Below are 14,210 nucleotides of genomic sequence, written 5' to 3'. Positions count from 1 at the left end.
GAGATTTTTAATATGAATATAGCGGTAGTAGGGACTGGATACGTAGGTCTAGTGACAGGTGTAGGTTTATCAGAAGTAGGACATAGTGTTACTTGTATTGATATGGATGAAAAAAAAGTGGAGAAAATGCAAGATGGACAATCACCAATTTATGAGCCTGGTTTAGATGAGTTAATGCTGAAAAACATCGAGGCTGGACGCTTAAATTTTACTACAGACCATCTAACAGCATTTAAGGAAGCTCAAGTCATTTATATAGCGGTAGGTACTCCTGAAAATGAAGATGGAACAGCAAACTTAACTTATGTTAATCAAGTTATAGAACAAATTGCTCAAAATGTAAAACGAGATATTATAGTAGTAACAAAAAGTACAGTACCTGTAGGAACTAATCATTATATTAAAGGTAGATTAAAAGAGTTATTAGTGGAAGGTATTAAAATTGAGGTAGTATCAAATCCAGAGTTCCTTCGAGAAGGATCTGCCGTTTATGATATATTCAACGGTGATCGTATTGTAATTGGTGCTGAATGTGATGAAGCATTAGAAGTAATGCGTAAGGTTAATAAACCTTTTGGTATTCCTATATATGAAACCGATATTTGTAGTGCTGAAATGATTAAATACGCCTCTAATGCATTTTTAGCTACAAAAATTAGTTTTATTAATGAAATTGCTAACGTATGTGAAAAAGTAGGTGCTGATGTAGAGAAGGTAGCCCTTGGAATGGGATTAGATAGCCGTGTTGGTAATCAATTCTTAAAAGCTGGAATTGGTTATGGGGGCTCTTGTTTCCCAAAAGATACAAAGGCACTTAAAAAAATCGCAGAAAATGTAGACTATGATTTTAGCTTGTTAAGTTCGGTTATTCAATTTAACAATAAGCAACAAAGGAAGTTACTTGATCAGGCTATAAAGGATTTTGGGACATTAGAAGGAAAAAAAGTAGGTATATTAGGACTAACTTTTAAGCCTAATACAGATGATATGCGAGAAGCAGCTTCATTAGTTATTATCCCAGAACTTATAGAAATGGGTGCGCATGTAAAAGCTTATGATCCAATAGCAATTGATAATGCAAAGAAAATCTTACCTAGTACAATAGAATATGTGAATGAAGTAATAGAAGCGATTAAAGATACAGAAATTGTATTTATTTTAACGGAATGGGATGAAATTAAATCTATACCATTAGAAAAATTTGGAATGGAAATGAAAGATCCAAATATATATGATGGCAGAAATTGTTTTGGAATTGAAGCTGTGAAGAATAGTGATATAAACTATTTTTCAGTAGGAAGAGAAGCTATTAAAAGAAGCAGTGTAAGGGTTTAGTTTAAATTGTAATTTTTAACTAGAGATTTGTAAAAAAGTTAGTAGTAATTATATAAGGTATATGAAGGAGGGGGAATATTGAAAATATGTTTTGCTGCTTCATCAGGGGGACATCTAGAGCAATTAATGATGCTACATCCAATGATGAAAGATCATGATAGTTTTATTTTGACAGAGAAGACAAATTACCAATTTAATTCAAAAGGCATTAAGTCTTATGATGTCATTCAAATTAATAGAAGGGAATTCTCCTTCTTTTTTAAATTTATTATTTTAGTTTTTCAGTCTATATTTATTTTATTGAAAGAGAAACCGGATGTTGTTATCTCTACTGGAGCATTAGCGACAGTGCCCATGTGTTTATTAGCTAAGTTGTTTAAGAAGAAATTAATTTTTATAGAATCCTTCTCTAAAATCACTTCACCGACTATTACAGGTAAATTGATGTATAAGTATGCAGATTTATTCTTAGTGCAATGGGAAGATATGAAACAATTTTATCCAGATGCAACTTATGGAGGCGGAATATATTGATTTTTGTAACAGTAGGTTCCCAAAAATTCCAATTTAATAGATTGTTAGAAGAAGTTGATCGTTTAGTTGAAGAAAAAAAAATAAAACCAGATGAAGTGTTTGCTCAAATTGGTTATTCAACATACGAACCACGTTATTACTCATACAAGAAATTTTTAAATAAAGAAGAATTTTTGGATTTAATGTTTAAAAGTGAAATAGTGATTACTCATGGAGGAACAGGTTCTATTATAAACGGGGTAAAACAAGAAAAGAAAGTAATAGGTGTTCCTCGAACTGTAGAATATGGTGAACATGTAGACAATCACCAATTTGAAATAATTGAGCAATTCACAAATTCAAACTTAATATATGGAATTTCAGATGTTAAAGAACTAGAAAAATCATTAGATGTTGTGAAAGAAATGAATTTCAAAAAATATCAATCTAATACTAGTAATATTATTGATATACTTGAGACGTTTTTAAAAAAGACTCTATGATGCATATAACTAAAAATATATAGAAATAGGTGAGCGAATGAAAGTTATCATGATTGGATCTCACATACGTGTAACAGGTGGGATTACCAGAGTGGTAAAGAACTATATACAAGCGGGCCTTAATGAGAAAACTGATTTAGAATATTTTCCAACTTATTATGGTAGTAATCATTTTGTAAATATAGTTTATTTTATCATTCAATATGTAAAGTTGTTCTTTAAACTTAATATACTAAAAAGGAAATATGATATAGCTCATATTCATATGTCGTATAGAGGAAGTTTTATTCGAAAAAGTAAAATTATAAAGATGTTGCATAAGAATGGTATTCCAATTGTATTACATATGCATGGCTCTCAATTTAAAGATTTTTATAATGAGAGTTCGGATAAAAGAAAGAAAGATATTGTGGATGCATTAAACAAGGTAACCGTGATATTAGCTTTAGGAGAGCAGTGGAAAGAATACTATAAATCAATTAGTACAGCGAAAGTGGTTTCTTTAGATAATGCAGTTTTTCCGAAAAACGTCAGCAGCAATTCCCAGGATGCAGTTTATATCACAACAATGGGAGTGCTTTCTCAAAGAAAAGGTACATATGATTTGATTGAGGTAGGCGCTAAATTAAAAGGAAAAATAGATAACAAATATAAATTTGTTTTAGCCGGTGATGGAGAAATCGATAAGGTCAAAAAGAAAATTGCTGAAATGGAATTAGAAGATTTGTTTGTTGTTCCAGGTTGGATATCAGATGAGACTAAGATAGAAGAAATTTATCGAAAAAGTGCCATTTATGTACTACCATCTTATAATGAAGGCATGCCGATGTCTATATTAGAAGCAATGAGTTACGGTTTACCTGTTATATCTACCGATGTTGGTTCTATTGCTTCTGTTGTAGAAGAAGATAATGGATTTGTGATAAAACCGGGAGATATAAGCACATTGGCTAATAATATTATTTATTTGTTAAATAATAAGTCACATATAGAAAAAATAGGCGAAAATAATGCAGAAAAAATACGTACAAAATATAATGTCTACAACTCATTAGATAAGATGTGTGGTTTGTATGAAGATATTGTAAAAAAAAAATATAAATAAAATTTTGATTAAAGTGAGTTGAAAATGATGCCAGGATTCTTTGGTTTTATTTCAAATAATAAAAGTGTTTTAAATAATGAGCTGGATATGTATGAAATTGTAGATAAAAGCAGTGATTTAATACAAGAAGAAATTGAAATTCAGGGTTCTGGAATATATGGGAAAATTTTTAGGAATGCTGTGAATAAGTTTAGTTTCGATAAAGCTTTTTATAGTGATCAGAAGAATCTTATTGCCATTGATGGAGTAGTTTTAAACAAGCATGATTTATGTGAAAAGTATGATGTTAGTGAAAATGAAATATTAAACTTAATTAAAAAGATGTCAATTGAAGATTCTGAAACTTTCTTCCGACAATTCAGGGGGACTTTTGCAGGAGTTTTTTGGGATAAGGAGACGAATAAATTAAACGTATTTACAAATCATATTGGTGATAAGGAAGTTTTTTATTACCTATGTAAGGAAAGCCAAGTTTTCTATTTCTCAACTGATTTTAAATCTCTTATAAAGATGGTTCATGAACAAACAAGTAGACAGTTTAAGATTAATAATAATGCAGCTTATAGTTTAATGGTACATTCTCATGTACTATGTAATGAAACGTTATTTGAAGATGTATATAGGTTAACACCAGGGCACTATATTCAATATTCTAATGGTACTATCGAAAAGGAGTGTTATTATGCCATTGATAATACTCCTATTAGTATTTCAAAAGAAGAGGCTTTAGCTAGGCTGGATACTTTGTTTAGAAATGCTGTGAAAAGGGTTTTTGAGAAAGATTTGGAATATGGATATAAACATCTAGTTGCTCTAAGTGGTGGCTTAGATTCTCGAATGACTGCTTGGGTGGGGCATAATATGGGATACACCAATATGTTGAATTACACGTTTTCACAAACTGATTATTTAGACGAGACGGTGCCCAAAGAAATTACTGATACGCTAAAAAGTGAATGGATGTTTAAAGCTTTAGATAATGGTACATATCTTTACAAGTATTTTGATGAATCAGTTAAGATATCCGGTGCTAGAAGCCAGTCATGTACCATTTCTCATACACTTAGTATGCTTAGTAATCTTAATTTAAAAGAATATGGCCTTGTTCATACAGGACAACTTGGAGATGTAGTAATTGGTACTTTTTATGATCAGGGAAGGAAACAAAATTTCAAACCTGGATCTGGAGCATATTCCACTAAACTGCTGGATAGGGTTCAATACACTGAAGAGAAAGCTGTACATTTAGAGGATCAAGAGATATTTAAATTTTATAATAGAGGTTTTACAGGAGTAAATATAGGACTAAAACCTATGTTTCTCTATACAGAAACAACATCGCCATTTTTAGATGTAGATTTTCTAGATTTTTGTTTATCTTTGCCATTAGAGTATAGAAGCGGACATAAGATTTACATTGAGTGGATAAATAAGTTTTATCCTGAAGCAGCAGATTTCATTTATGAAAAGGTAAAAGGGAAAATTAATCGAAAGACGATTACAGTTCAAGGCATACCAGTTCCATGGACGAGCGTTCCGGCGGCGGCAGTAAAATTAATTAAGAATAAATTAGGCTTAAAGTTAAGTTCAAAAAAACATATGCATCCGATGGATTATTGGTATCAAAATAATAAAAATCTAAGAGATTTTTATGAGGAAAAATATAATGAAAATATTAACTTATTAACTGAAGAAAGCCTAAGAAAAGATTGTGAGTTTTTATTTAGAGAAGGAAATACTCTCGAAAAAGATCAAGTAGTTACATTATTAGGTTTTTTAAAACAAATGGATATTTATATTAAATAGTAATGGTAATTTTGTTATTAGAAACAGAATAATGTATTTAGAAATAAAGGTGTATTACTGAAGTATATGGTTAACTATTAGATAAGGAATAATGAAAAAGATTTTTCACTTTGAAAATCGTTTATAAAGTAGAATTATTTATTGTTTTTAACAAGGAAACAATATGAGTATAATTTATACGCAATTAAAATAGTTCAAGGAAAATAAAATGGATAGGATATAGTAATGAATAAATTAATTATATACGGTGTGTTTTTATCCTCGTTTTTCTTTATAGTAGGTAATAGATTTAATAACACATATATATACCCTTCTGGTATATTATGCTTTATGTATATTGCATATACTTTGTTAAATTTATTAAAGGTAGGAAGTTTAAGAGTTAATTTACCCAAAAGGGAATTGACTCTGATACTATTTCTAATAACATATATGTTATTTACCTTTTTTATAGGTTTATACATAGGATTAGAAAATAAGTCAATATATAAGGTGTTTTTTGATAATTTATATATATTTACTTTTATACTTATGCTTACTACCTTCTCATGGACGGATGATTTTTCTATTAAATTGTCTAAGATGGTGAGTTATTCATTTATAGCTATGGGATTAATAGGTATTTTTCTATATATAAAAGGAATCTATGGGCTGGGCATCAGATTCAGTTCACCATATTTTACTGTTTTTGACGAAAATACAATGATGCACTATTTTAGTGAGGTTAGATTTCAATCAGTTTTTTCGCAAAAAACGAAATATGCATTTTATTGTTTAACAGGAATGTTTATACTTAAAACTAATTCTCATCTAGATGTAAAAATACGTTGGATAGGGATAATAATATTAGCTATTAACGTTGTTTTGACAAATTCAATAATGTCCATTGGAGCGATGGTTGTATTAATGGTAACATTTATTGAGTATAAAAAAATTAATAAATATTTTAGATACCTTATTGTTCTTGTTACGATTTTAGGAGCAATTATATGTAGTTTCATAGTATTTAATTATACTGCAGACGTGCGGGATTTAAGTAGCTGGGGATCTAGGAAGTATATTTGGGAAGGTGCATTGGATTTACTAAGACAACATCCTAATGGTGTAATAGATAACTGGTATTTATACAAAATAAATATTTATTTCCAAGGTGCACACAATGTATTTTTAAATGAATTTCTTGATTATGGAATTATAGGAGGAGGATTATTCTTAATAATCTATTGTCTTATTTTCTATAATTTATTTAAGATTAGCAAAGAAACAATTGGATTCTTTTTAGTCACTACAATATTATTTATGGTTGACAATATATTATATTGGGAAATTGTTCCTGTGTTTTGGTTATCTTATTTGATAGTCAAAATTAATTTAACAAATAATCGCTCGCATCAAATATAGGGATTTTAGAAATTTAATCATGATTTTTATACAAAAAGGTAGCAAAAATAATTCATTGCTACCTTTTTGTATAATTAAAAATTTTTAAGGAATTTCAAGAGGTATATAAATATGAAAAAAATGTTACTTATTCCAAAGGGGCAGTATGGATATAATACGGACTATTTAAAAATGGTGAATTATTTATCGAAACATAACGTCCATGTTGATATTTTATGTTTTGATAATAACCGTTTGAGAGTAAATCTCCCGGAAAATGTTAATGTTAAGTACATTAACATTAGTAAAAATAGAATAATAAATTATCTAAAATATAATATAGAGATAATTAAATTCATTTTAAAGAATAGAAAAGAATATAATTGGATTATCGTTAGTGGGACAATAGAATACTGTGGGTGTATTCCTCTGTTATTGAGAAAATTCACCTCAAAAGCAAATTGGATTATGGATATTCGAACTGGAGCGGTGTTTTCCAGTGAAAAGAAAAGGCATTTTTATGATAATGCTATGAAATGGTCTACGAAGTTCTTTGACCATATAACAGTTATTTCAGATTTATTGGCGAAAAAATTACAGATATCTAAATATACATTATTACCCTTAGGCGCAGATCGTATTGTGGATATTAGGGAGAAAAAAGTGAATACAGAGAAAATAAAATTTCTTTATGTAGGGACTTTTGAAAATAGAAATCTTGAAAATGTTATTAAAGCATATGATATTTTTTGTACAAAAAACGACAATCAAATTCAAACTAGCTTGGATGTAGTTGGTTCTGCATACACGGAAAAGTATCAGCAAAGAGTTATGGAAGCAATAGAGAACGTTAAAAATAAGGGGAATATTCAATATCACGGTAGAAAAAATCATGATGAAATAATAAACCTTTTTAAGGAAGCTGCGGTAGGTTTCTCTTATGTCCCCATTACGGATTATTATGATGTACAACCTCCTACTAAAACATATGAATATATTATTAATGGAATAGTATGTATAGGAACTAATACAAAAGCCAATGCAGAAATTATTAATGATAGGAATGGGATACTGATTAATGAGGACATTAATAGTATTGTTGAAGGAATAGAAAAAGTGTCTAAAGAAATTTGTAAATATGATATTTTACAGTTGTCGCAAACAGTGGAAAATTATGAGTGGGACAAAATAGAGTATCGATTTCATGAGTTTTTAAAAGAAATAGATATAAAATAATAGATTGAAAATAGAAGTTTACGTAGATGTGGTAATCTATTGAATAATTTATTATAGTTTGCATAGGTAGTTTCCGAAAAATAGAAATTAATTCTATAAGGTTGGTTGAAGACAATGAAAAATATATTATTTGTAATCCCTTATTTAGGTGGAGGGGGAGCAGAGAGAGTACTAATAGATTTAATAAATACATTAAATAAAAAAAATATATATAATATAACAATTTTTACAATTGGTAGTGGTATATTAGATGATCAATTAGATAAAGAAATAAGACATGTGAAATTATTTAATGTAGATTTAGCTAACCAAGATATAATATCAAAAATTAAAATAAGATTAATTCTTAAATTGCTTAAGATTTTAAGTCCATCTAAAATGAGAAAGTTTATTAGTATTTTTTTAAAAGAATCATTTGATATTGAAGTAGCTTTTTTAGAAGGATTCCCTATAAAATTTGTGTCACAAAGCTCTGCAATGAAAATAGGTTGGATTCATACAGATTTGAAGAGGTTTAATTATTGTAGAGCGTATTTTAAAAATAAAATTAATGAATTGGATACTTATTCAAGTATGAATAAATTAATTTTTGTTTCGGAAACATCTAAGGTGGGTTACTTGGAGTATTTCGAAGGAATTAGAAATCAAGATAATTTATATGTATTAAAAAATATATTAAATATAGAAAGGATTATGTCTTTATCTAAAGAGGAAATTGAATTTGATTTTAAATATATTTGTAGTGTAGGTAGATTGAGTGAGGAAAAAGGATTCGACCGTTTAATTGAAAGTTATTATAAATTAAAAAAGGAAGGAGAAATTGGAGACCTTAAACTGCTAATCATAGGTAGTGGAAAAGATAAAAATAAGCTAAATGAACTTGTTAGAAAGTTAAAATTAGAAGAATATATTATATTTGTACCATTTAGTAAAAATCCATATAAGTATATTAAAAATAGTGAATTTTTCGTTTCATCTTCTAGGGTGGAGGGCTATCCTACAGTTGTTCTAGAAGCATTGGTACTAAAAAAGATAGTTGTTGCTACGGATACAGGGGCTTCTAGTATTTTGAATAACGGAGAGTTTGGATTAGTAGTTTCAAATAATACAGATGGAATAATAAAAGGAATTAAAGAAGTAATGGATAGGAATTCTGTATATGCTAGGAAGGCGTTGTTGGGAGAAAAGATGGTGTTAAATGAAAATAAGGAAAAATTAGAAAGAATTATAGAAGTAATTAATGGTTATAAAATGTAATAGTAGTAAATATAAGTAGGGTGGAAAAAACTTTATAGGGAAAGTCTAATATAAATTTAAAGAAAAAATGAAAAATTAAAAGAAAATTAGATTTTAGAAGTAGTTATGAAGTGTTTATAAGAATATCTCATCTAATACAATGATTGCTGGGAATTCTGCTAAAGCAATTAGTAAAACAAGTAAATTCATTATTAAACAGAAAAGGAATGTAAGAAAATCATTTGTTTCATGAAAGTTATACTTTAGGTGGTAATATTACTAACGAAAAAAGAAATGAGAAAAACATTACAAAATGGGATTTTTAAAATGAAAATTAATTTAGTATGTTGGAATTATAGGAGGAAAATTCTTGAAAAAGATTTTATTTGTTATTGGACAACTAGGAGCAGGTGGAGCTGAGAGGGTTCTTATAGATGTTGCAAATAACTTATCAAATAATAAAGAGTATTCCATAACAATTTTTACATTTTGTAAAAATAAACTAGATAATCAGCTCTCCAGAAGGGTGAATCATATTAGTTTATTCAATATAAATGCACAATCGAGAAAAATTAGTGATAGAATTCTAAATCGTATTGTGGTCACTAATTTATTTAGATTACTTGAAAAAATTAGTGCAAATTATATAAGGAAAATTATAGGTACACGTGTGAAAGGAACATATGATATCGAAATAGGATTTGTTGAGGGATTACCAATAAAAATAGTATCTTCTTCAAAATATATCAAATCTTCAAAACGCATTGGCTGGATTCATACAGATTTAAGTAGGCATAATCATGCCGAAAAATTTTTTGAAAGCCATTCAAAGGAAACTGAAACGTATAATAATGTAAACAGTATGGTTTTTGTTTCGGAGCAATCAAAAGATGGATACAAAAACTACTTTAAGGAATATCATAAAAATAGCTTTGTTATTCCAAACTTTATAGATTGTGATCGTATTAGAAAGTTATCTGAAGAGAAATGTGAATTGAATTTTAAATATATTTGTTCTGTGGGACGGTTGGTTAAGGAAAAAGGTTTTGATAGGTTAATTACAGCATACACATTACTCCGTAAAGAAGGGAAATTGAAAGATATAAAGTTGGTAATTATTGGGAGTGGTTATGAAGAGAACAATTTAAAAAATTTAGCTACTGATTTAGGTATTGTAAATGATGTTGTATTTATTCCCTTTACGGAAAACCCATATAAGTATATTAAAAATAGTGAGTTTTTTATATCTTCATCGAGAGTTGAAGGGTATTCCTTAGTTGTAGCAGAAGCAATTCTTTTAGAGGTTCCAGTGGTGTCAACAAGGACTGGAACGGTTAGCATACTTGGTGAAAGTGAGTATGGTTTGATTGTAGATAACACAACAGAAGGTATTATCGAAGGGGTAAAGCAGTTAACTAGCGATATTCATTCCTTTAAATGTAGGGCAAGTAAAGGAAGTATAGAGGTTGAAACAATTAATCGAGAAAATATGAAAAAAGTAATTTCTTTAATTGAGAACTAAGTGCAGAAAATATTAAACATGAGAGATGTGTCATAAATCATGAGTAGTTTAACCAGAAATACAATTTATAGTTTTATAAATCAAATAGTATTATTAATTATACCTTTTATAACTTTTCCTTATATTTCGAGAGTATTAGGACCAGGAAACTATGGAACTATTAATTATGCAACTAGTATAGTAACTATTTTTGCCGTATTTGCGGGAACAGGATTAATTGGATATGCAACACGTGAAATAGCTATAGTTAGTAATGATAAAGAAAAACTAAGTTTGAAATTTCAAGAATTATTTATTATACAACTAGTATTGACAATTATTATGTTGTGTTTATACGGAGCGTTTTTATTTAATAATACAGAAATGAGAAGTGAATTTCTCATCTTCTTTATTACGGGATTAACAATGTTAACTAATTTATTTACTTTTCAATGGTTTTTTGTGGGTATAGAAAAATTCAAATATATTACAACACGTGATCTTGTGGTGAAAATTATTTTTGTTCTTTGTGTATTTATATTCATCAAAGAAAAAAATGATTACCTATTATATGTTGTATTAAATTTGGGGAGTTTTATGCTGACGGCCTCTTTAAACAGTTGGTATTTATTAAAGTTTGTTAAACTGAAAAAAGGAAAATTATCTTTAAAAAACCACCTAAAACCAGTGCTTTTAGCATTAGTCATTTCGTTTATAAGTACAGTTACATTACAATTAAATTCAGTTCTCTTAGGAACCATTGCTGTAAAGGCAAAACTAGGAGTTTATAATGTGGGTATAAAAATGACAACAATGTTAGTAGCTATTGTTTCAAATGCGTTTGCTGTATTATTACCAAGGCTTAGTTATTTGAATAGCAATGATGACCATAGCTCACAGCAGAAAATCTTAAATAAGAGTGGACATTTTTTAGGCATTGTTTCAATACCAGCGTGCATTGGTTTTATTTTATATTCGGATTTAATAATAAATACTCTCTTTGGGCAATCTTATTCAGGCGCTATAATAGTATCACAAATTACATCAGTATGTTTAGTAATAATGCCACTGGTAGCAATTTATGCATATTATTTGTATTCTGCTAGCAAAGAACATATATCCATATATGCCATGATAATAGCCTTAGTTATTAATGTTATTGCAAATATTATTTTGACAACAAAGTATTTTGTCGTTGGTGCAGCAATTACATTTGTATTAACAGAGTTCTCTAAGTTAGTGGTTTATTATTTCTTTTTAAGAAGATTGGGTATGAATTCTAGGTTGTTTTCAAAGAATTACTTATCATATTGCTTTATATCTATTATAACAATTGTAGTACCGTATATAATATTTAGCCCTAAAGGGATATTTTCATCTGTATTTACTATAATAGGTAGTGTTATTTTTTATTTTATTTCATTGGGAATACTTAAGGATAAGTATTTTATGGATTGTGTCCAGATTATAAAAAATATGTTGGTCCGTAGAGGAAGTAAATAAATTTTGACAATATAAGATTGACTACTTTAATGGATAACTGATAAATTAAGATATGAAATGGATTATAAGAATATAAAGAAGGTATAAAATATGAAAAAGAAAATTATATTTTGGATTCTAGGTATTGTTGGTGTTCTTATCGTTGCAGGTGGTGCATATGCATATAGCGTTTATTCTAATGTATCTAATACTTTAGATGCGGTGCATAAACCGCTAGAACGTGATAAGTCTGAAAAACGTGATCAAAAAGTAGATGTTGCAGATAAAAAGCCTATTTCTATTTTATTAATGGGAACAGATCAAAGAGAAAGTGAAACATCAAGATCTGATTCATTGATGTTATTTACTTTGAATCCTCAAAAGAAATCAATGAAGATTACAAGTATTCCCCGTGATACTTATACAGAAATCATTGGTAAAGGTAAAAAAGATAAGATTAACCATGCTTATGCTTTTGGTGGTATTGATATGGCTGTAAAAACAATGGAGAATTTTCTTAATGTACCAGTCGATCATTACATTGAAGTGAATATGGCTGGTTTTAAAGATATTGTGGATGCTGTTGGTGGCGTTGATGTAAATAACGATTTAGATTTTACATCAAGGGATACACACTTTGCTAAAGGGGAAATTCATTTAGATGGTGAAAAAGCTTTAAAATATACTCGTATGCGTTATGAAGATCCACGCGGTGACTTCGGTCGTCAAATGCGCCAACGTCAAGTTATTCAAGCTGTAATTAAAAAGGGCGCAAGTGTATCTTCTCTAGCAAGTTACGGTGATGTATTAAAAGCAATTGAGAAAAACGTAAAAACAAGTTTAACGCAAGATCAAATGTTTGATATTCAAAAGAATTATAAAGATTGCATGCAGAATAGTGAAGAGATTCAAATCCCAGGTGACGGCCACAAAGCCGCCGATGGTATTTGGTACTATTATGTTCCAGATGCAGCAAAACAAGATTTAACGAATAAATTAAAAGCGCATCTTGAATTAACTAAGTAATATGTAACAACCCAACTCCTTTGGAAGGAGTTGGGTTTATTTTTGCGTGAATTTATATTAGTATTATATATTGTGAGATTAATAGATGAGGTGAATCGATGAATAAGAAAGCGGTACTTGTCCTTGTTATTTTTGTATTGTTTGTCGCTTCGATTGTGAGCGGTAAATTGTACTGGAATCAGAAGATTGCGAATGCAACAGGACAAACGAGTGAAGTAACGAAAACAAAGGATGAAGTGAAAGATAGCGGAGCGAAGAAAGAAGAGAAAAAAGAAGAGAAAAAACAAGATGCGAAATCATCTTTTAATGAGGCATACGCGAAGAACTTGCCAGATGCAGTGAAAGAGAAGTTAAAGAAAGCCGCTGAGGATAAAAAGGCAGTAAACCTTGTTATTGTTGGTGACGAAGCTTCTTCATCTGAAAAAAGTGCTTGGGCAGCTAAGTTAACTGCGAATTTAGAAACTGCTTATGGTAAAGGTTTATGGAATGTGACTGTAAAGGAATATAAGGGTGAAAGCACAGAAGAGTTAATTACGAATAAACGTGATAAAGAGATTGGGAAAGAGAATCCAGATGTGATTTTATTTGAACCGCCGTTTATTACTGATAATGGTAAAACTGGTAATGGGAACTCTGTTGTGAATACACAGAAGTTCGTTCAAGCACTTTCTACTAGTGCAAAGGGTGCTACGATTATGATTCAACCATCAAATCCAGTGTATGGTGCGAAGAATTATCCGAAATCGATTGAAGCATTAAAACAATTTGCGACGCAAAATAATTATACATATATTGATCATTGGGGAGCATGGCCGGATGCAACAACAAAGGCTATTTTACCGTACTTACAAGAAGAATTTGGTTTCCCAAATGCTAAAGGTCATGATGTTTGGGCTCAATATGTAACGGATTATTTCATAGCTAAATAAAATCTGTGAGAAGAAAATCATTTGTTTTAATAAAGGATAAATGGTTTTCTTTTTTATTAAGGTTTAATAATATTGGAGGTTTAATTATGGCAATACTTGTAACAGGTGGAGCAGGATATATTGGTAGTCATACATGTGTAGAATTACTAAATAGCGGT

At 29.3% G+C, this 14,210-nt stretch carries 13 protein-coding genes; all 13 read left to right on the top strand.

The features are described from left to right. Nucleotides 1–12 precede the first annotated feature (12 nt). Entirely contained in the window at nucleotides 13–1,335 is a 1,323-nt protein-coding gene (locus ES895_RS15720) for a UDP-glucose dehydrogenase family protein (RefSeq protein WP_016111005.1), read from the top strand. 78 nt (nucleotides 1,336–1,413) lie between these two features. Beyond that, entirely contained in the window at nucleotides 1,414–1,869 is a 456-nt protein-coding gene (pssD, locus tag ES895_RS15715; protein ID WP_000686464.1) for a PssD/Cps14F family polysaccharide biosynthesis glycosyltransferase, read from the top strand. Next, a complete protein-coding gene (gene pssE, locus ES895_RS15710) occupies nucleotides 1,866–2,351 on the top strand; it encodes a PssE/Cps14G family polysaccharide biosynthesis glycosyltransferase (RefSeq protein ID WP_000578429.1) in 486 nt (161 codons plus the stop codon). Before pssD ends, pssE begins: the two co-directional genes overlap by 4 nt. 37 nt (nucleotides 2,352–2,388) lie before the next feature. Then, nucleotides 2,389–3,456 (top strand): glycosyltransferase family 4 protein, encoded by a 1,068-nt coding sequence (locus ES895_RS15705; RefSeq protein ID WP_016111004.1) that lies wholly within the window; start codon nucleotides 2,389–2,391, stop codon nucleotides 3,454–3,456. 24 nt (nucleotides 3,457–3,480) lie between these two features. Beyond that, nucleotides 3,481–5,262 (top strand): asparagine synthetase B family protein, encoded by a 1,782-nt coding sequence (locus ES895_RS15700; protein WP_053513712.1) that lies wholly within the window; start codon nucleotides 3,481–3,483, stop codon nucleotides 5,260–5,262. Nucleotides 5,263–5,487: 225 nt separating this feature from the next. Next, complete coding sequence (locus tag ES895_RS15695; RefSeq protein WP_080495950.1) at nucleotides 5,488–6,663, top strand: O-antigen ligase family protein; 1,176 nt, start codon at nucleotides 5,488–5,490, stop codon at nucleotides 6,661–6,663. Between the two features lie 111 nt (nucleotides 6,664–6,774). Then, entirely contained in the window at nucleotides 6,775–7,878 is a 1,104-nt protein-coding gene (locus ES895_RS15690) for a glycosyltransferase (RefSeq protein ID WP_053513708.1), read from the top strand. 114 nt (nucleotides 7,879–7,992) lie between these two features. Then, complete coding sequence (locus ES895_RS15685; RefSeq protein WP_053513706.1) at nucleotides 7,993–9,135, top strand: glycosyltransferase; 1,143 nt, start codon at nucleotides 7,993–7,995, stop codon at nucleotides 9,133–9,135. 349 nt (nucleotides 9,136–9,484) lie between these two features. Continuing rightward, a complete protein-coding gene (locus ES895_RS15680) occupies nucleotides 9,485–10,636 on the top strand; it encodes a glycosyltransferase (RefSeq protein WP_135238471.1) in 1,152 nt (383 codons plus the stop codon). A gap of 39 nt (nucleotides 10,637–10,675) precedes the next feature. Then, nucleotides 10,676–12,118 carry a flippase gene (locus tag ES895_RS15675; RefSeq protein WP_053513702.1) on the top strand — a complete coding sequence of 481 codons (1,443 nt, stop codon included), beginning with the start codon at nucleotides 10,676–10,678 and terminating at the stop codon, nucleotides 12,116–12,118. 90 nt (nucleotides 12,119–12,208) lie between these two features. Then, complete coding sequence (gene tagU, locus ES895_RS15670) at nucleotides 12,209–13,123, top strand: polyisoprenyl-teichoic acid--peptidoglycan teichoic acid transferase TagU (protein ID WP_016110997.1); 915 nt, start codon at nucleotides 12,209–12,211, stop codon at nucleotides 13,121–13,123. Nucleotides 13,124–13,221: 98 nt separating this feature from the next. After that, nucleotides 13,222–14,052 (top strand): SGNH/GDSL hydrolase family protein, encoded by an 831-nt coding sequence (locus ES895_RS15665; RefSeq protein WP_053513700.1) that lies wholly within the window; start codon nucleotides 13,222–13,224, stop codon nucleotides 14,050–14,052. Between the two features lie 86 nt (nucleotides 14,053–14,138). Next, nucleotides 14,139–14,210: NAD-dependent epimerase/dehydratase family protein (locus ES895_RS15660; RefSeq protein ID WP_135238493.1), on the top strand; the 72-nt coding region annotated here is incomplete at its 3' end.

This window comes from Bacillus sp. 007/AIA-02/001, from assembly GCF_004634455.1.
Lineage (GTDB): Bacteria > Bacillota > Bacilli > Bacillales > Bacillaceae_G > Bacillus_A > Bacillus_A cereus.
The sequence above is the reverse complement of the archived record's forward strand: the minus strand, read 5'-3'. Positions and strand labels throughout refer to the sequence as shown.

Bases quoted from the DNA above. Each gene is read 5' to 3' on its own strand.
- ES895_RS15720 (WP_016111005.1), top strand. From the start codon at position 13: ATGAATATAGCGGTAGTAGGGACTGGATACGTAGGTCTAGTGACAGGT.
- ES895_RS15705 (WP_016111004.1), top strand. From the start codon at position 2,389: ATGAAAGTTATCATGATTGGATCTCACATACGTGTAACAGGTGGGATT.
- ES895_RS15700 (WP_053513712.1), top strand. From the start codon at position 3,481: ATGATGCCAGGATTCTTTGGTTTTATTTCAAATAATAAAAGTGTTTTA.
- ES895_RS15695 (WP_080495950.1), top strand. From the start codon at position 5,488: ATGAATAAATTAATTATATACGGTGTGTTTTTATCCTCGTTTTTCTTT.
- ES895_RS15690 (WP_053513708.1), top strand. From the start codon at position 6,775: ATGAAAAAAATGTTACTTATTCCAAAGGGGCAGTATGGATATAATACG.
- ES895_RS15685 (WP_053513706.1), top strand. From the start codon at position 7,993: ATGAAAAATATATTATTTGTAATCCCTTATTTAGGTGGAGGGGGAGCA.
- ES895_RS15675 (WP_053513702.1), top strand. From the start codon at position 10,676: ATGAGTAGTTTAACCAGAAATACAATTTATAGTTTTATAAATCAAATA.
- tagU (WP_016110997.1), top strand. From the start codon at position 12,209: ATGAAAAAGAAAATTATATTTTGGATTCTAGGTATTGTTGGTGTTCTT.
- ES895_RS15665 (WP_053513700.1), top strand. From the start codon at position 13,222: ATGAATAAGAAAGCGGTACTTGTCCTTGTTATTTTTGTATTGTTTGTC.